General features: G+C 64.2%; 11 protein-coding genes. 9 read left to right on the forward strand and 2 right to left on the reverse strand.

The window, feature by feature from the left end:
* Positions 1-62: 62 nt before the first annotated feature.
* Positions 63-1,427, reverse strand: a complete 1,365-nt coding sequence (locus tag J5M71_RS00375) for a formimidoylglutamate deiminase (RefSeq protein WP_207828369.1) — start codon at positions 1,425-1,427, stop codon at positions 63-65.
* Positions 1,428-1,572: 145 nt separating this feature from the next.
* Between J5M71_RS00375 and hutC the strand changes: the two genes are divergently transcribed.
* The 7 genes from hutC to hutG all read left to right on the forward strand — a co-directional run bounded on the left by hutC (position 1,573) and on the right by hutG (position 10,218).
* Positions 1,573-2,283 carry a histidine utilization repressor gene (gene hutC, locus J5M71_RS00380; RefSeq protein ID WP_177328482.1) on the forward strand — a complete coding sequence of 237 codons (711 nt, stop codon included), beginning with the start codon at positions 1,573-1,575 and terminating at the stop codon, positions 2,281-2,283.
* On the forward strand, positions 2,280-2,852 hold the full coding sequence (locus tag J5M71_RS00385; protein ID WP_207828378.1) for a HutD family protein: 573 nt from the start codon (positions 2,280-2,282) through the stop codon (positions 2,850-2,852). The genes hutC and J5M71_RS00385 overlap by 4 nt, the downstream gene beginning before the upstream one ends.
* A 466-nt stretch (positions 2,853-3,318) precedes the next feature.
* Complete coding sequence (hutU, locus tag J5M71_RS00390) at positions 3,319-4,992, forward strand: urocanate hydratase (protein ID WP_207828380.1); 1,674 nt, start codon at positions 3,319-3,321, stop codon at positions 4,990-4,992.
* A gap of 106 nt (positions 4,993-5,098) precedes the next feature.
* Positions 5,099-6,631 (forward strand): histidine ammonia-lyase, encoded by a 1,533-nt coding sequence (gene hutH, locus J5M71_RS00395; RefSeq protein WP_063912025.1) that lies wholly within the window; start codon positions 5,099-5,101, stop codon positions 6,629-6,631.
* Between the two features lie 148 nt (positions 6,632-6,779).
* The gene (locus tag J5M71_RS00400) at positions 6,780-8,183 is read left to right on the forward strand and encodes an amino acid permease (protein ID WP_207828382.1); all 1,404 of its coding nucleotides are present in this window, start codon (positions 6,780-6,782) and stop codon (positions 8,181-8,183) included.
* A gap of 15 nt (positions 8,184-8,198) precedes the next feature.
* Entirely contained in the window at positions 8,199-9,404 is a 1,206-nt protein-coding gene (gene hutI, locus J5M71_RS00405) for an imidazolonepropionase (RefSeq protein WP_207828384.1), read from the forward strand.
* A gap of 10 nt (positions 9,405-9,414) precedes the next feature.
* The gene (hutG, locus tag J5M71_RS00410; protein ID WP_207828386.1) at positions 9,415-10,218 is read left to right on the forward strand and encodes an N-formylglutamate deformylase; all 804 of its coding nucleotides are present in this window, start codon (positions 9,415-9,417) and stop codon (positions 10,216-10,218) included.
* Between the two features lie 59 nt (positions 10,219-10,277).
* On the opposite strand, the gene J5M71_RS00415 is transcribed toward hutG, so the two are convergent.
* The gene (locus tag J5M71_RS00415; protein WP_233688154.1) at positions 10,278-15,806 is read right to left on the reverse strand and encodes a DUF6543 domain-containing protein; all 5,529 of its coding nucleotides are present in this window, start codon (positions 15,804-15,806) and stop codon (positions 10,278-10,280) included.
* Positions 15,807-15,958: 152 nt separating this feature from the next.
* Here J5M71_RS00415 and pip point away from each other — a divergent pair, with 152 nt between their 5' ends.
* Together pip and dtd are read left to right on the forward strand one after the other, a co-directional pair.
* Positions 15,959-16,930 carry a prolyl aminopeptidase gene (pip, locus tag J5M71_RS00420; RefSeq protein WP_207828389.1) on the forward strand — a complete coding sequence of 324 codons (972 nt, stop codon included), beginning with the start codon at positions 15,959-15,961 and terminating at the stop codon, positions 16,928-16,930.
* Positions 16,927-17,364 (forward strand): D-aminoacyl-tRNA deacylase, encoded by a 438-nt coding sequence (dtd, locus tag J5M71_RS00425; protein ID WP_207828391.1) that lies wholly within the window; start codon positions 16,927-16,929, stop codon positions 17,362-17,364. The genes pip and dtd overlap by 4 nt, the downstream gene beginning before the upstream one ends.
* The last annotated feature ends 261 nt before the right edge of the window (positions 17,365-17,625 follow it).

Genomic DNA, 17,625 nt, shown 5'->3' on the forward strand with positions numbered 1-17,625 from the left:
GAGTTCAGCGCCTCACCTGTGGGAGCGGGTTCACCCGCGAATGCGAGAGAACTGCCGGTAGATCAGCCCAAAAGCTGCCGCAGTACCTCGGCAAACGCCAACCGGCTTTCCTCTTCCTGCGCATGCCGCCCCTGGCGCACCACCCACTGCCCATTCACCATCACATCCCGCACCTGGCGATCGCCCCCGGCAAACAGCCAGCGGTTGAGAATGGCATCTCCGTCCGCCATGGCGATGTAAGGGTCCTGCCCGTCGAGCACCAGCCAGTCGGCGCGCTTGCCCACAGCCAGCTCCCCGACCGCCTGCCCCAGCGCCTGTGCACCGCCCGCCAGCGCAGCGTCATACAGCGTGCGCCCGACCATCGGCTGGTCGCCGCGATACAGGCGGTTACGCCGCTGGTCGCGCAGCCGCTGGCCATATTCCAGCCAGCGCAGCTCCTCCACCACGCTCAGCGACACATGGCTGTCCGAACCAATGCCCATGCGCCCACCCTGTGCCAGGTAGTCCACTGCCGGGAAAATCCCGTCGCCCAGATTGGCCTCGGTGGTCAGGCACAGCCCGGCTACCGCGCCGCTGCGAGCCATGGCAGTAACTTCATCCGGCTCGGCATGGGTGGCATGCACCAGGCACCAGCGTGGGTCCACGTCCACATGTTCGTATAGCCACTGCAACGGGCGCAGGCCGCTCCAGGCCAGGCAGTCGTCGACTTCCTTCTGCTGCTCGGCGATATGGATATGCACCGGGCATTGCTTGTCGCTGGCTGCCAGCACCTCGGCGATCTGCCCGGGCGTCACCGCCCGCAGCGAATGGAAGCACAATCCCAGTTGCTGGGCGGGTTGTGCGGCCAGCAGCGGGGCCAGTTGCGCTTGCAGTTGCAGGTATTGCTCGGTGGAGTTGATGAAGCGCCGTTGCCCGTCATTCGGGGCCTGGCCGCCGAAGCCTGAATGGCTGTAGAGCACCGGCAGCAAGGTCAGGCCAATGCCACTGTCGGCTGCGGCTGCGCTGATGCGGCGGGACAGTTCGGCCGGGTCGGCATAGGTCTTGCCGGCCTGGTCGTGGTGCACGTAGTGGAATTCGGCGACCGAGGTGTAGCCGGCCTTGAGCATCTCGATGTACAGCTGGCGGGCGATGACCTGCAGCTGCTCCGGGCTGATCTGGCCGACCAGGCGGTACATCAGGTCGCGCCAGGTCCAGAAACTGTCATTGGGGTTGCCGGCGACCTCCGCCAGCCCTGCCATGGCGCGCTGGAAGGCATGCGAGTGCAGGTTGGGCATGCCGGGCAGCAGCGGGCCGGCCAGCCGCTCGGCGCCCTCGGCCGAGGCGCCCGGCTCGATGCGGGCCACGTGGCCATCGCGGGTGACCTCGATACGGACATGGCTGGCCCAGCCCGTGGGCAGCAGGGCGCGTTCGGCGAAGTAGGCGGACATCGGTGAAAATCCTGTTATTGTTAACTTGTATATACATATACAGGCGTTTGCCTGCCGGGTAAACTGCGGCAAGCTACCGCTCATTCCATTTGCACAAGGATCCAACGCCGTGCCGACACCTCCTGTCTCCGCGCTGGTTGCCCAGATGGGCGAGGGCCCGGCGCCGCTGTACGCCCGGGTCAAACAGATGATCATCCAGCAGATCGACAATGGCAGCTGGCCACCGCATCACCGGGTACCCTCGGAGAGCGAACTGGTCAGCGAGCTGGGCTTCAGCCGCATGACCATCAACCGCGCCCTGCGCGAACTCACCGCCGAAGGCCTGCTGGTGCGCATGCAAGGGGTCGGTACCTTCGTGGCCGAGCCCAAGGGGCGTTCGGCGCTGTTCGAGGTCAACAACATCGCCGACGAAATTGCCGCGCGTGGCCACCAGCATAGCTGCCAGGTGATCACCCTCACCGAGGAAGCGGCCGGTTCCGAGCGGGCGCTGGCCCTGGACATGCGTGAAGGCCAGCGGGTGTTCCACTCGCTGATCGTGCATTTCGAGAATGGCGTGCCGGTGCAGATCGAGGACCGCTACGTCAATGCGGCGATTGCCCCCGAGTACCTCAAGCAGGACTTCACCCGGCAGACGCCTTACGCCTATCTGTCGCAGGTGGCGCCGCTGACCGAGGGTGAGCACGTGGTCGAGGCGATCCTGGCCGAGCCGGAAGAATGCCGCCTGTTGCAGATCGAGCGGGGCGAGCCCTGCCTGCTTATCCGCCGTCGCACCTGGTCCGGCCGCCAGCCGGTGACCGCCGCGCGGCTGATCCACCCCGGTTCCCGTCATCGCCTGGAAGGACGTTTCAGTAAATGAGTCAGCTGCAGTTGTTGCGTGCGCAGGACTACCCGCGCATGCCGTGGAAGAACGGTGGCGGTTTCACCGAAGAAATTACCCGCGACAGTGGCGAGGGCCTGGACGGCTTTGGCTGGCGCCTGTCGATTGCCGATATCGAGGAGTCCGGCGGCTTTTCCACCTTCGCCGGCTACCAGCGGATCATCACCGTGCTGCAGGGCGACGGTATGCGCCTGCTGGTCGACGGCCAGGCCAGCCGGCCGTTGCTGCCGTTCGATGCCTTTGCCTTCAGCGGCGAGAGCCAGGTCAGCTGCAAGCTGCTGGGCGGGGCGATCCGCGATTTCAACCTGATCTATGCACCGCAGCGCTACCGGGCGCGGTTGCAGTGGTTCGATGGCACCAGCCGCTTGTACAGCTCGGCGTCGACGGTGTTGCTGTTCGCAGCCAGCAGCCAGGTCGAGGTTGGCATCGCCGGGCGTGAGACGCAGCGGTTGGGGTTGTATGACTGCTTGCGGCTGGAGGGCAATGACCAGTTGCTGGGGCTCGAGGTTCAAGGGCGGTTCTGCCTGATCGAGTTGGTGGGGCGCTGAGGGGTTCGCCTGTAGGTTTTTGTCTCCTGTAAGTTCGCCTGTAGTTTTTTGTCGCCTGTAAGATCGAGCGCCGCCCGCGCGGCGCTTCGCGGGACAAGCCCGCTCCCACATTTGTTGCAACGTGCCGAACCTGTCAGGCCATGGTTGCTTGCCTTGGTGCATGTCTTGAGACGGGTGAGGCGGCCGCAGCGCCAGCCGAGAAATTGAGTCAGACCAACAAGGCTGACAACCATGGCCTGACAGACATGGCCACGTTGCAACAAATGTGGGAGCGGGCTTGTCCCGCGAAGCGCCGCGCGGGCGGCGCTCGATCTCACTGGCGCAGAAAGAATCAACGCATGCACCAAACCATTCAGCGGAAAGGTCCGATTATTTTGGTTGTCCATGCTTGTACATACAAGTAAAGATGTGTTTGTATATCTACCACGACATACCCGCCCGCGGACGACCGTAGAGGACCTTTCCCGTGACCGACAACAACAAATACCGTGACGTTGAGATCCGTGCCCCACGTGGCAACAAGCTGACTGCCAAAAGCTGGCTGACCGAAGCGCCACTGCGCATGCTGATGAACAACCTCGATCCACAGGTCGCGGAAAACCCGAAAGAACTGGTGGTGTACGGCGGTATCGGCCGTGCCGCGCGCAACTGGGCCTGCTACGACAAGATCGTCGAGACCCTGACCCGCCTGGAAGACGACGAAACCCTGCTGGTACAGTCGGGCAAGCCGGTCGGCGTGTTCAAGACCCACAGCAACGCCCCGCGCGTGCTGATCGCCAACTCCAACCTGGTGCCGCACTGGGCCAACTGGGAACACTTCAACGAACTGGACGCCAAGGGCCTGGCCATGTACGGCCAGATGACCGCCGGCAGCTGGATCTACATCGGCAGCCAGGGCATCGTCCAGGGCACCTACGAAACCTTCGTCGAAGCCGGTCGCCAGCATTACGGCGGCAGCCTGAAAGGAAAGTGGGTACTGACCGCCGGCCTGGGTGGCATGGGCGGCGCGCAGCCTCTGGCCGCCACCCTGGCCGGTGCCTGCTCGCTGAACATCGAATGCCAGCAGAGCCGCATCGACTTCCGCCTGGAAACCCGCTACGTCGACGAGCAGGCCACTGACCTCGACGACGCCCTGGCACGCATCGCCAAGTACACCGCCGAAGGCAAGGCCATCTCCATTGCCCTGCACGGCAACGCTGCCGAAATCCTGCCAGAGCTGGTCAAGCGTGGCGTGCGCCCGGACATGGTCACCGACCAGACCAGCGCCCACGACCCACTGAACGGCTACCTGCCGGCCGGCTGGACCTGGGAACAATACCGCGACCGTGCGCAGACCGAACCGGCTGCCGTGGTCAAGGCCGCCAAGCAGTCGATGGCCGTACATGTTCAAGCCATGCTCGACTTCCAGAAGCAGGGTATCCCGACCTTCGACTACGGCAACAACATCCGCCAGATGGCCAAGGAAGAAGGCGTGACCAATGCCTTCGACTTCCCGGGCTTCGTGCCGGCCTACATCCGCCCGCTGTTCTGCCGTGGCATCGGCCCGTTCCGCTGGGCGGCGCTGTCCGGTGATGCCGAAGACATCTACAAGACCGACGCCAAGGTCAAGGAACTGATCCCCGACGACGCCCACCTGCACCGCTGGCTGGACATGGCCCGCGAGCGCATCAGCTTCCAGGGCCTGCCGGCACGTATCTGCTGGGTTGGCCTGGGCCTGCGCGCCAAGCTGGGCCTGGCGTTCAACGAAATGGTACGCAGCGGCGAGCTGTCGGCACCGATCGTGATCGGCCGTGACCACCTGGACTCCGGTTCGGTGTCCAGCCCCAACCGTGAAACCGAAGCCATGCGTGACGGCTCCGATGCCGTCTCCGACTGGCCGCTGCTCAACGCCCTGCTGAACACCGCCGGCGGTGCTACCTGGGTTTCGCTGCACCACGGTGGTGGCGTGGGCATGGGCTTCTCCCAGCACTCGGGCATGGTCATCGTCTGCGACGGTACCGATGAAGCCGCCGCGCGTATCGCGCGCGTGCTGACCAACGACCCAGGGACCGGTGTAATGCGTCATGCCGATGCCGGTTACGACATCGCCATCGACTGTGCCAAGGAGCAGGGCCTGGACCTGCCGATGATCACTGGCTGATCGCCACGCTTTGGATCGCACCCCACAAGGGTGATACTGAACAACAAGAAGGGGCGCGCAGGCACCAGAAAACGGGCCTGCGGCTCCACGCGATTGGAGTAGTGAAGTGACCGAATTGACCCTCAAGCCCGGCACCCTGACCCTGGCCCAGCTGCGCGCCATCCATGCCGCGCCCGTGCGCCTGCAACTGGACGCCAGCGCCGCGCCGGCCATCGACGCCAGCGTTGCCTGCGTCGAGCAGATCATTGCCGAAGACCGTACCGCCTACGGCATCAACACCGGTTTCGGCCTGCTGGCCTCGACCCGCATCGCCAGCCACGACCTGGAAAACCTGCAGCGCTCGCTGGTACTGTCCCACGCCGCCGGTGTCGGCGCGCCGCTGGATGACGACCTGGTGCGGCTGATCATGGTGCTGAAGATCAACAGCCTCAGCCGTGGCTTCTCCGGCATCCGCCGCAAAGTCATCGACGCGCTGATCGCCCTGGTCAACGCCGAAGTGTACCCGCACATCCCGCTGAAGGGTTCGGTGGGCGCTTCCGGTGACCTCGCCCCGCTGGCGCACATGTCGCTGGTGCTGCTGGGTGAAGGCAAGGCCCGCTACAAGGGCCAGTGGCTGCCAGCCACCGAAGCCCTGGCTGTGGCCGGCCTCGAGCCGCTGACCCTGGCCGCCAAGGAGGGCCTGGCCCTGCTCAACGGTACCCAGGCGTCCACCGCCTATGCCCTGCGTGGCCTGTTCCAGGGCGAAGACCTGTACGCCGCCGCCATCGCCTGCGGCGGCCTGAGTGTCGAAGCCGCACTGGGCTCGCGCTCGCCGTTCGATGCGCGCATCCACGAAGTGCGCGGCCAGCGTGGCCAGATCGACACTGCTGCCTGCTTCCGTGACCTGCTGGGCGACTCCAGCGAAGTGTCGCTGTCGCACAAGAACTGCGACAAGGTCCAGGACCCGTACTCGCTGCGTTGCCAGCCGCAGGTCATGGGCGCCTGCCTGACCCAGCTGCGCCAGGCCGCCGAGGTACTGGGCATCGAAGCCAACGCCGTATCGGACAACCCACTGGTGTTCGCTGCCGAGGGTGACGTGATTTCCGGCGGCAACTTCCACGCCGAGCCGGTGGCCATGGCCGCCGACAATATCGCCCTGGCCATCGCCGAAATCGGTTCGCTCAGCGAGCGCCGTATCTCGCTGATGATGGACAAGCACATGTCCCAGCTGCCGCCGTTCCTGGTGGAAAACGGCGGGGTCAACTCCGGCTTCATGATCGCCCAGGTCACCGCTGCTGCCCTGGCCAGCGAGAACAAGGCCCTGTCGCACCCGCACAGCGTCGACAGCCTGCCAACTTCGGCCAACCAGGAAGACCACGTGTCGATGGCCCCGGCTGCCGGCAAGCGCCTGTGGGAAATGGCCGAAAACACCCGTGGCGTGCTGGCCATCGAATGGCTGGGCGCCTGCCAGGGCCTGGACCTGCGCAAGGGCCTGAAGACTTCCGCCAAGCTGGAGCAGGCGCGCCAGGCGCTGCGCAGCGAAGTGCCGCACTACGACCGTGACCGTTTCTTCGCGCCCGACATCGAAAAGGCCGTGGAACTGTTGGCCAAGGGTAGCCTGACCGGCCTGCTGCCGGCGGGTGTGCTGCCAAGCCTGTAATGCCCCTAGGGCCGCGTTGCGGCCCATCGCGAGCAAGCTCGCTCCTACAAAGGCAACGCATTCCCTTGTAGGAGCGAGCTTGCTCGCGATTGGGCAGCATGGCGGCCCCCTCGATCTCACGACCACAAAAACAATTCAAGGACGTGACATGCAACAAGCTCAAGGTCTCAAGCGCGGGCTGAGTGCCCGCCACATCCGTTTCATGGCCCTCGGTTCCGCCATCGGCACGGGCCTGTTCTACGGCTCCGCCTCGGCCATCCAGATGGCCGGCCCAGCCGTGCTGCTGGCCTACCTGATCGGTGGCGCCGCCGTGTACATGGTCATGCGCGCGCTCGGTGAAATGGCCGTGCACAACCCGGTTGCCGGCTCGTTCGGCCACTACGCCAGCACCTACCTCGGCCCCATGGCCGGCTTCATCCTCGGCTGGACCTACGCCTTCGAGATGGTCATCGTCGCCATCGCCGACGTTACCGCCTTCGGTATCTACATGGGCTTCTGGTTCCCGGAAGTGGCCCGCTGGATCTGGGTGCTGGGCATCGTCTTCCTGATCGGCGGCCTCAACCTGTGCAACGTCAAGGTCTTTGGCGAAATGGAATTCTGGCTGTCGCTGCTCAAGGTCGGCGCCATCGTGGCGATGATCCTGGCCGGCCTCGGCATCATGGCATTCGGCTTCAGCCAGGTAGGCACCGGGCAAGCCGTGGGTGTCAGCAACCTGTTCGACCACGGTGGCTTCATGCCCAATGGCGTGGGTGGCCTGATCGCCTCCTTTGCCGTGGTGATGTTCGCCTTCGGCGGCATCGAGATCATCGGCGTCACCGCCGGTGAGGCCAAGGACCCGCAGCGGGTCATCCCCAAGGCGATCAACGCCGTGCCGTTGCGCATCCTGCTGTTCTACGTGCTCACCCTGTTCGTGCTGATGTGCCTGTTCCCATGGCCACAAATCGGCAGCCAGGGCAGCCCGTTCGTGCAGATCTTCAGCAACCTGGGCATCGGTTCCGCCGCCGCCGTGCTGAACGTCGTGGTTATTTCCGCCGCGATCTCGGCCATCAACAGCGACATCTTCGGCGCCGGTCGCATGATGTACGGCCTCGCTCAGCAAGGCCATGCCCCGCGCGGCTTCAGCAAGCTGTCGAAGCACGGCGTGCCATGGATGACCGTGGTGGTGATGGGTGCTGCGCTGCTGATCGGTGTGCTGCTCAACTACCTGATCCCGGAGAACGTGTTCCTGCTGATCGCATCGATCGCCACCTTCGCCACCGTGTGGGTGTGGCTGATGATCCTGGTCACCCAGGTGGCCATGCGCCGCAGCATGAGCCGTGAGCAGGTGGCCCAGTTGCAGTTCCCGGTACCGTTCTGGCCTTACGGCCCGGCCATGGCCATTGCGTTCATGGTGTTCATCTTTGGCGTGCTCGGTTACTTCCCGGATACCCAGGCGGCATTGCTTGTCGGCGTGGTCTGGGTGGTGTTCCTGGTGGCGTCCTACCTGCTGTGGTGCAAGCCGCGCGCAGGGCAGGGCCAGCCGGCAGCGCAACCGGCCGAGCTGCACCGCTAGTACAGGAGTAAATGTATGAGAACCGTCTGGCAGCACTGCCATGTGGCAACCATGGCCGAGGGCCGTTACTCGGCCATCGAGGACGCGGCCATTGTCACCAACGCCGGGCTGATCGAGTGGATCGGCCCACGCACCGAGCTTGCGTCGGTCGAGGCCGAGCGTACGGTGGACCTGGGCGGCGCCTGGGTCACCCCGGGGCTGATCGACTGCCACACCCATGCGGTGTTCGGTGGCAACCGCAGCGGTGAGTTCGAGCAGCGCCTGCAGGGCGTGAGCTATGCCGAAATCGCCGCACAGGGCGGTGGCATCGCCAGCACCGTGCGGGCCACCCGCGCGGCCAGCGAGGACGAGTTGTTCGCCAGTGCTCGTCAGCGGGTCCAGGCGCTGATGCGTGACGGCGTGACCACCATCGAGGTCAAGTCCGGCTACGGCCTGGACCTGGCCAACGAGCGCAAGATGCTGCGCGTGGCCCGGCGCCTGGCCGACGAGTTGCCGCTGGCGGTGCGCGCCACCTGCCTGGCCGCCCACGCCTTGCCGCCGGAGTACGCCGGCCGGGCTGACGACTACATCGCGCATATCTGCGACGAAATGTTGCCGGCCCTGGCCGCCGAAGGCCTGGTGGACGCCGTGGATGCCTTCTGCGAACACCTGGCGTTCTCCCCGGCCCAGGTCGAGCGGCTGTTCATCAAGGCGCGCGAGCTGGGCCTGCCGGTCAAGTTGCACGCCGAGCAGTTGTCCTCGCTGCACGGTTCCAGCCTGGCGGCGCGCTACCAGGCGCTGTCAGCCGACCACCTGGAGTTCATGACCGAGGACGACGCCATTGCCATGGCAAACGCTGGCACGGTCGCCGTGCTGCTGCCGGGCGCGTTCTACTTCCTGCGCGAAACCCAGCTGCCGCCGATGGACGCGCTGCGCCGCCACGGCGTGAAGATCGCCCTGGCCAGTGACCTCAACCCCGGCACCTCGCCAGGGCTGTCGCTGCGGCTGATGCTGAACATGGGCTGCACCTGCTTCCGCATGACCCCGGAAGAAGCCTTGGCCGGTGTCACCGTGCACGCGGCCACGGCGCTGGGCCTGGGCGACAGCCATGGCTCGCTGGAAGTGGGCAAGGTCGCCGACTTCGTCGCCTGGCGGATCGAACGCCCAGCCGACCTGGCCTACTGGCTGGGCGGTGACCTGCCCAAGCGCGTGGTGCGCAAGGGCCACGAGATTTCCAACTGAGAGAGGCACGATGGACAAGGTACTGAGTTTTCACCAGGGCCGCCTGCCGCTGCTGATCAGCATGCCCCATGCCGGCCTGAAACTGTCGCCGGCTGTACGAGATGGCCTGGTCGACCAGGCGCGCAGCCTGCCGGATACCGACTGGCATATTCCACGGCTGTATGACTTTGCCCGCGAGATGGGCGCCAGTGTGGTGGCAGCGGAGTATTCGCGCTTCGTCATCGACCTGAACCGCCCGGATGACGACAAGCCGCTGTACGCCGGCGCCACCACTGGCCTGTACCCAGCCACGCTGTTCGATGGCGAGCCATTGTTCAAGGACGGGCTGGAGCCGACTGGCGAGGAACGCAAGCAGTATCTGGAGCAGATCTGGCGCCCCTACCACGACACGATTCGTCGCGAGCTGGCGCGGCTGCGCGAGCAGTTCGGCTACGCCCTGCTGTGGGACGCCCACTCGATCCGTTCGCTGATCCCGCACCTGTTCGACGGCAAGCTGCCAGACTTCAACCTGGGCACCTTCAACGGCGCCAGCTGCGACCCGGTTCTGGCCGAACAGCTGAATGGGGTCTGCGCCCAGGCCCAGGGCTACAGCCATGTGCTCAATGGCCGCTTCAAGGGCGGGCATATCACCCGGCATTATGGCGACCCGGCCAACCACATCCATGCGGTGCAGCTGGAGCTGGCGCAGAGCACCTACATGGAGGAAACCGAGCCGTTCGATTACCGCGAAGACCTGGCCCGGCCGACACAGGAGGTGTTGAAACAGCTTCTGCAGGCGCTGCTGGACTGGGGCGAGGCGCGTTACGCGCGGTGAAGCTCGCCAACGAGAATGGCGACGCGATGCAGGTCATGCGCGTCGCCAGTCACTGCGGGTCAGTTGGTGTTGATCTGCTTGATGGTGAGTTCGCGCAGTAGCTCCTGCTCTTCCTGATCCTTGTCATCCTGCAGGCCTTGCTGCAAGTTCAACTCATCCTGAAGCGAGTGGTCCTTGCTGGCCAGTTCGAGCACGCGCAGGCGGAAACGGGCCTCTATTTCGGCGAAGCGGTCGGCATATTCGGTTCGCAGACGCATGCTCCAATCCGGATTCGCCAGCATGTAGTCGACCAGTGCATCGCTCAGTTCACTTTTACGGACCTTTTCCAGCACGTTGGATAGCTCATCGCGCGCGAGGTTCGCAGCCCCTCGAAAACGCATGCTGTCGGCGATCGGCAGGTCCAGTTCCCTGGCCAGTTCGCGACGGTAGGCCAGGCGCACCGAGACCCGGTCACCCGTGCCAGTCCGTTGGTTGGCCAGTAACTCCAGCCGTTCGATCCGGAAAAGCTGCAACAGGCGATGTCGCAGTGCTTGCAGGGTATCGCCGGCGTCGATCAACAGGCGTTGGCTCATCAGGTACAGTTCAATGTTGTTGAACTCCTGCAGCGCGCCATCATGGCAGGTCTGCGAGCCGGTTTCCGGGTCTGGCAACGCTGCTGCGGCGATGCTCTCCATGATCGGTCGTTCGGATTCGTTGCTTGCAGCCACCACCAGCATCATGCGTACCCGTTCGCAGAAGGTGGTTCGCGTATTCGGGTCAACGTATGGGGCGGCATTGTGCAAACGGCCCACCAGACGCAACAGGTCACTGCCTTCCAGTTGTTCCCAACAGTCCTGCAGCGCCTCGTTCTGCGCCTCGCTGCCCAGCATCCAGTCCTCCAGCCTGGGCGTATCGTCGCCCAGCAGGGGGAAGTGAGGGTGGTCGAGTGACCCTTCGCTCGAAGAATCGACGGCCATCAGGTTGCCCGGAATATCCAGGGCAAAGGAATAGCTGTGCTGGCTGCTGTCCGAGAACGCGCGTACCCGCAGGATGGTTTCAAGCGGCAGCGGGTTGTCGAACAGGGCGATCGACGAGATCGGCATGGGGTTGTTCAGGTTCGAGAGGATGTGCTCGGGCAACTGGGTAATGTTGTTCGAGCTCAGGTCCAGCAGCTCCAGCGGCAGCAAGCTGTCACACCAGCTAGGCCAGGCTTGCAGGTTCATGTTGGTCAGTGCGAGTGACTGCAGGCTGCTGGACAGTGATGCGGGTACCCGCTCGATGCTGCCCACACGGTTGCCTGACAGGTCCAGCGAGGTCAGATGTTGCAGCCCTGCGAAGATATCCAGCATGGCCTGGTCGACTTCCAGCCCCATGTTGCGAAACTCCAGGTAGGCGAGCTGGGGAAGGCGAGCCAGGGCCGATGCCAGCGCGGGGGTGGCGGCCTGGTGCTCGTCGATGGTCAGTCGGGTGACGTTCGGGAACCGCCTGAGCAGTTCATCGAGCTGCGAGGCGCTGCCCCGTAACCGCGTCAGGCCAAGTGCACGCACGCGCGCACCGAAGAACGCCGGAAGCCGCCTGGGGAAATGCTCGATGGCCACCTCCTCGAGTTGCAAGCGAAGGTATGACTGGCCCTGCTCCTGTTGTTCCCAGAATTGACTGATCGCCGACTCGATGCGCTGCCTGTCTGCCAGTGCGGCCTGGGTCAAGGGGTTGCTCGAGCTGGACGCCTGGGCCCAGCCATCGATCGCTTCGCGCATCTGTTGTCGCTCCTCGCGAATGCGGGCGAGCTGTTCGGAAAGTGCTGCGGGCTGGTCCGTGGTGATACCCGACGTGTCGAAACGCTCATTCAGCAGCAAGCGCTGCAGGTGGGATTCATTGATGCTGTTGCCTTCCAGGGCGATCACCGGTGGAGTGGTCAGCGTGTCTGTTTCGTGAAGCAGGAACGAGGGCAACGACCTGAGGTTGTTGTGGCGCAACGACAGACGGGCAATGCGCGCCAAGGCGTCGCTGCCAATCCCGATTGGCCATTGGGCCAGCTGCATCTGGTCCAGGCCCAGGTAGTCCAGGGTCAGTTCATGGAAACTTGGCCTGTTGCCCTGCGCCAGACGGTTACCACTCAGGTCCAGGTACCTCAACTGGCGAAGCCCTGCCAGCAGGTTCAGGTCACTTTCGGAAAGCGCCATGTTCTGGTTGGTGATCACCAGCCGTTGCAACCCTGGCAAGTGTTCGGTGATGGTGGGAATGCAAAACAGGAAGGACGAGGGCGTTGCCCTGGGGTCGAACGGCCGGCTGATTTCCAGCGACTCGATCTGTGGCATCTGCCTGAGCAGGCGCTGCAGCAGGCGCTCGTTTTGCGCCCAGCCTGCCAGGGTTCCTGAAGGCAGGTCGATCAGGCTCAGGCTGCGCACCCGTGCGTTGAAGAAATCGGGCAAGGTCAGGGGGATGTCGGCCAGGGGCACACGGGCGATACGCAGCTCGGTGCCAGGCCCGGCGCTGTCGTCCAGTGCGGCGTCGTACCAATGTTGCATGATCGAGTCACGCAGGTTGTCGTAGTCGTGTGCTGCCTGATCGGTTGCCGGCGAAATGGCTTCGCTCCAGTCGTCCAGCCTGCTTTGCAGCTCGTTGCGCTGCTCCAGCAGTGTCTGCAAATGTTCGAATATCTGCAGCGGTGTACGGCCGTGACCGGCAAGTGCCAGCAGCACCTGGTCCGGGGAGCGGCCGGTACGTGCAGCGAGGCCTGTGGCTTCGACAGCTTCGAGCAGGCGCTGGCGGGTGACGCCTTGCGTGGCCGGGCCGCCGCCACTGAGCGGGTAGCCGAGGCGGCCGTCGGCCAGGCGCATGGGGGAGCGATAGCCAGGGCGTACGGGCTGCATGCCCAGCAGCACCCTCAGGGCCGGGCGAGGCAGCAACGGGCTTTCCTGTACAAGGCGCTGCAGCGCTTGCGGGGCGGCGACATCCATTTGTGCCATGGCCGCTGGCAGTGCCTCGTACAAGGCGGCGTAAAGGCTTGGGTGGGTTGTGACCACCGCACTCGACAGGTTTTCGTCGTGGACGATGTACCCTGCCCGGGCGTGGGTGATGGTCTTGTACGGGTGGTCGTCCAGCGGGCCTATGGCATGGTCCTGGGTCGGCCAGGACACACGCTGGAGCAGCCGGAGCCTGGCTTCTGTGGGCCAGCCTGGCAGGCGTTCGAGGGTGTGCATGATCAACCGGTCGCTGTCCCAGTTTGGCACGCTGGACAGGTACAGCCCTTCACGGGCGCGGGCCAGGCGGATGTGTTGCTGGTAGACGCGGGCCTCCTCGCCAAGGCGCAGTGGTACCTTGCCGTTGTCGAGCATTTGCAGCTCGTCGGTACTGGCGCCGCGCGCCAGCTCGTTGGCGACTGCTACCGGCAGTTTCGGGTACACCCGCTGTATGGCCTCGGCGCCCGGCGCCAGGCTGAGCGGCAGGCTGGCATAGGCCTTGGAAAACTCAGCTGGGCGAGTGCTGGCATCCGGCAGTTGGCGGATCGTTTCGTCCAGCTTGAAGCGTTGCAGGGTGTCTTCCAGCAAGGCCGGCAACCGTTGGCTGTCGGCCAGGGCCCGGCGCAGCTCGTCTTCGTGTATGCCGCTGACGGCGAAAATCCGTTGCAGTGTCGGCTCGTCGAAGTGCGCGCTCAAGTGGCCGATACGGCGCAATAGCGTCGTGCCCGACCAACTCAGTGGCTTGTCCGTTACCTGCAACCATGCCCCGGCACCGTTGTGCCGCACTGGCGGTTGGTAGCGGCGAGGATTTGCCGGGTGTTGCAGACGATACTCACCGGTCGTTGGCGCTGGTGTGACGATGTACTGATTGCCCTGCAATACCAGCCAGCGTCTCCCTTGGTGATGCCGTAGGCCCAGTTCGTCCGGTACCAGGTCGTCGGGCAGTGTCTCTGTGCTTTGGTAGGGCGTGAGGTCGGGTTTCCACAGGCGCGTCTGGCCATCGGGTGTTTCCACGTCTTCCAGTTCTTCGATGAAGGAAGGCGTTTCCACAGGAATACGTGCCAGCTCTGGCGCCTCATCCGCTGGCTCTTCGATCTCCGGCCCTTCCAGCGCGTTGCCGGCTTCGCCGCCCCGTGAAGCTCCCAATGCCTTGGCTGCCGCGCCGAGGGCGGCCATGATCGCCACGTTTTCGATCACATCGACCAGGTAGCCATAGGCTGTATCACGCTCGTCGTTTTCCCAGGCGTCGATACCGTCATACACCTCATGGGCCAGCTGGGCCAGGCACACGGCAAGCATCGCTTCGCCCAGCCCCGGCACGAAGAAGCCGGCGATGTTCAAGCCCGTCAGTACGCGGCTGGCAATCAGTTCCCGGTGGGCGAGTGCGGTGCGCCGGTCGACGATTTCGGTCGGCGTGGCGTGGAACAGCACATCCTTCTCATGACGCTGGGCCTTCTGGAAGGCCATCACGCCCTGGAATGCGTGGCTGAAAGGCCTTTTGACCGGGTACAGGGTGGCGTGCGGGTCCGGAACACGTTCCTGCAGGCCGCGAACACTCCAGGCGAGGGGGGTGAGCCGGTCCTTGACGCGGGTGATTATGGGCGCCTTGTCGCGCTCGGCGAGGTGCCTGTCCAGGTAGCCGATATCGGCCTGGAGCCTGTCGCGCAATTCGTCGTGCAGGGCTTTCTGGCTGGTGAACTCCTTGAGTGGCGTCGTGCTGTCTTCAGGAATATACAGGGCCACGGCCTGATGCCCTGTGGCTTGCAGGGTGATGAGCACAACCCCGGTCAGTTCGGCTTCCCACAAGTCGAGCAAGCTGAAGGTAATCGGTGAGGAGGGCGACGCCGCCTGGTCAAGTGGCGCGGCTAGAGCGGCGGTATATAGCGTTTCGCTGATGTCGCCCTTGAGGCGGGCGAAATGCAGGGATTGCCGGAATGCCGAGACCTCGGCACGCCCCAGGGTTTCATAAACGGCCAGTGCGGTTTCATCGGCGCTGAGCGGCGGCGTGGCCGCCGGATAGTAGATGGCATGTACCCGCTCATGGTACTTGCCGCCGATATCCAGCGTGCGACACAAGTCGGCGAAGTCTTCGGCGGCGATGTCCAGTGCATTGATGATCGGCACGGTACCCATGAAGCGCCGATGATCGACGATGACCGACTTCTTCAGCAGGCTAGCGGGCGCGTCCATGCCATGTTCGGTGGTGGCGGGCAGGTCGAAGTTGTGCAAGGCGCAATGCAGAAGCGAGCGCGTAGCCCGGTCGATGGCCTGGCGGCTGTCGATGGCATTGGTCGCCTCGATCAGGCGGGCATCGATGAGGTAGGTGTTGCGCACGTCCAGGTCAAGCCCGAATTGCTGCTTGACGGCTTCGGTGAGTGCTTGGGTGGCGTAGGTTTCCAGGGTTGGAAGCTGTTCGAACAGCTTGTGCACCTGCGCCTGGTGTTCGCGGTGGCGTGCATGCTCCTCCTGCCATGCCTTGGCGACCTCCGGTTGTTGCTGGAGTGCCGTTGCCAGCCAGGCAGGGGTTTGAAGCCAGTTGCGCATCGCGCGGTGGGTTTCTGGCGGAGCCTGCTTGAGCCAGGTGGGGACTTTGCGCTCGATGGTGGCGTAGTGAACACTAGGCGCGGCAGTGACTGCAGTTGGCATGGCGAGGCCCTTGCTTGATTTGGGGCAAGGGACTATCGCTGGCCTGTCCGGGCTGTGGGAGGTAGATATATGTGCCCTTCAGGGGCAGTGCTCAAAGCGCAATTCAGGTTTATGATGGCCCACGGCTGAACAATCCTCACACGGAGTGCGCAATGCAGACCCTGTACCCGCAGATCAAACCTTACGCCCGGCACGATCTGGCCGTGGAAGCGCCGCATGTGCTGTATGTCGATGAAAGCGGCTCGCCAGAAGGTCTGCCAGTGGTATTCATCCACGGCGGCCCGGGCGCCGGTTGCGACGCCCAGAGCCGCTGCTACTTCGACCCCACCCTGTACCGCATCATCACCTTCGACCAGCGCGGCTGTGGTCGCTCCACGCCGCACGCGAGCCTGGAGAACAACACCACCTGGCACCTGGTCGAGGACCTGGAGCGCATCCGCGAGCACCTGGGCATTGATAAATGGGTGCTGTTCGGCGGCTCGTGGGGTTCCACCCTGGCCCTGGCCTACGCCCAGACCCACCCCGAGCGGGTACATGGCCTGATCCTGCGCGGTATCTTCCTGTGCCGCCCCCAGGAAATCCAGTGGTTCTACCAGGAAGGCGCCAGCCGCCTGTTCCCCGACTACTGGCAGGACTACATCGCGCCGATCCCGCCGGAAGAGCGCGGTGACCTGGTATCGGCCTTCCACAAGCGCCTGACCGGCAACGACCAGATCGCCCAGATGCACGCGGCCAAGGCCTGGTCCACCTGGGAGGGCCGTACTGCCACCTTGCGCCCCAACCCGCTGGTGGTCGATCGCTTCTCCGAGCCGCAGCGCGCGCTGTCGATCGCCCGTATCGAATGCCACTACTTCATGAACAATGCTTTCCTCGAGCCGGATCAGCTGATTCGCGACCTGCCGAAAATTGCTCATCTGCCGGCGGTGATCGTGCATGGCCGCTATGATGTGATTTGTCCGCTGGACAACGCCTGGGCGCTGCACCAGGCCTGGCCGAACAGCGAACTGAAGGTTATCCGTGACGCTGGCCACGCGGCTTCCGAACCGGGCATCACCGATGCCTTGGTGCGTGCTGCCGATCAGATGGCCCGACGTTTGCTCGATCTGCCCCTGGAAGAAGCATGAGGGGCCTGCTGCAACGTGTGCGCGGCGCACGGGTGGAAGTAGCGGGGGAGGTGGTAGGTGCCATCGACCAAGGTTTGCTGGTGCTGGTGGCCGTCGAGCCTGAAGATACCCGTGAGCAGGCCGACAAGCTGCTGCACAAGCTGTTGAACTACCGGGTGTTCAGTGACGAGCAGGGCAAGATGAACCTGTCGCTCAAGGATGTCGGGGGTGGTTTGTTGCTGGTGTCGCAGTTCACCCTGGCGGCAGACACCCGCAACGGCATGCGCCCGAGCTTCTCGACGGCAGCGCCACCGGCCCTCGGCGCCGAGTTGTTCGACTATCTTTTGCAGCAAGCCAGGGCTCGGCACGCCGACGTGGCAAGCGGGCAATTCGGCGCAGACATGCAGGTGCACCTGGTCAATGATGGCCCCGTAACATTTATGTTACAAATGTGAGGGCAAAAAACCCCTTGTTCACAAGAAAACAAGGGGTTTTGTACGATAAATAGTTGTTCCAGCCTGATGCGTTGTCACGCGACCTGCTGGATAATCGCGCGCTGCATGGACCTGCGTTCGCAGGTTCGTTTCACTCTGACTCGAGCATTGTCTGGATCCGTTTGGGGAATCATTACGCCCTCACGGGGTCCGAACAGTGCTCGCCAACCCGGCATTTGTCGCTGGCCGTTGGTTTCATGATCTGTTTTCGGCGAGGGTTGC

Origin of the sequence: Pseudomonas sp. 43(2021) (assembly GCF_017490805.1) — a bacterium.
GTDB lineage: Bacteria > Pseudomonadota > Gammaproteobacteria > Pseudomonadales > Pseudomonadaceae > Aquipseudomonas.

Bases quoted from the DNA above. Each gene is read 5' to 3' on its own strand.
- J5M71_RS00375 (WP_207828369.1), bottom strand. From the start codon at position 1,427: ATGTCCGCCTACTTCGCCGAACGCGCCCTGCTGCCCACGGGCTGGGCC.
- hutC (WP_177328482.1), top strand. From the start codon at position 1,573: ATGGGCGAGGGCCCGGCGCCGCTGTACGCCCGGGTCAAACAGATGATC.
- J5M71_RS00385 (WP_207828378.1), top strand. From the start codon at position 2,280: ATGAGTCAGCTGCAGTTGTTGCGTGCGCAGGACTACCCGCGCATGCCG.
- J5M71_RS00400 (WP_207828382.1), top strand. From the start codon at position 6,780: ATGCAACAAGCTCAAGGTCTCAAGCGCGGGCTGAGTGCCCGCCACATC.
- hutI (WP_207828384.1), top strand. From the start codon at position 8,199: ATGAGAACCGTCTGGCAGCACTGCCATGTGGCAACCATGGCCGAGGGC.
- hutG (WP_207828386.1), top strand. From the start codon at position 9,415: ATGGACAAGGTACTGAGTTTTCACCAGGGCCGCCTGCCGCTGCTGATC.
- J5M71_RS00415 (WP_233688154.1), bottom strand. From the start codon at position 15,806: ATGCCAACTGCAGTCACTGCCGCGCCTAGTGTTCACTACGCCACCATC.
- pip (WP_207828389.1), top strand. From the start codon at position 15,959: ATGCAGACCCTGTACCCGCAGATCAAACCTTACGCCCGGCACGATCTG.
- dtd (WP_207828391.1), top strand. From the start codon at position 16,927: ATGAGGGGCCTGCTGCAACGTGTGCGCGGCGCACGGGTGGAAGTAGCG.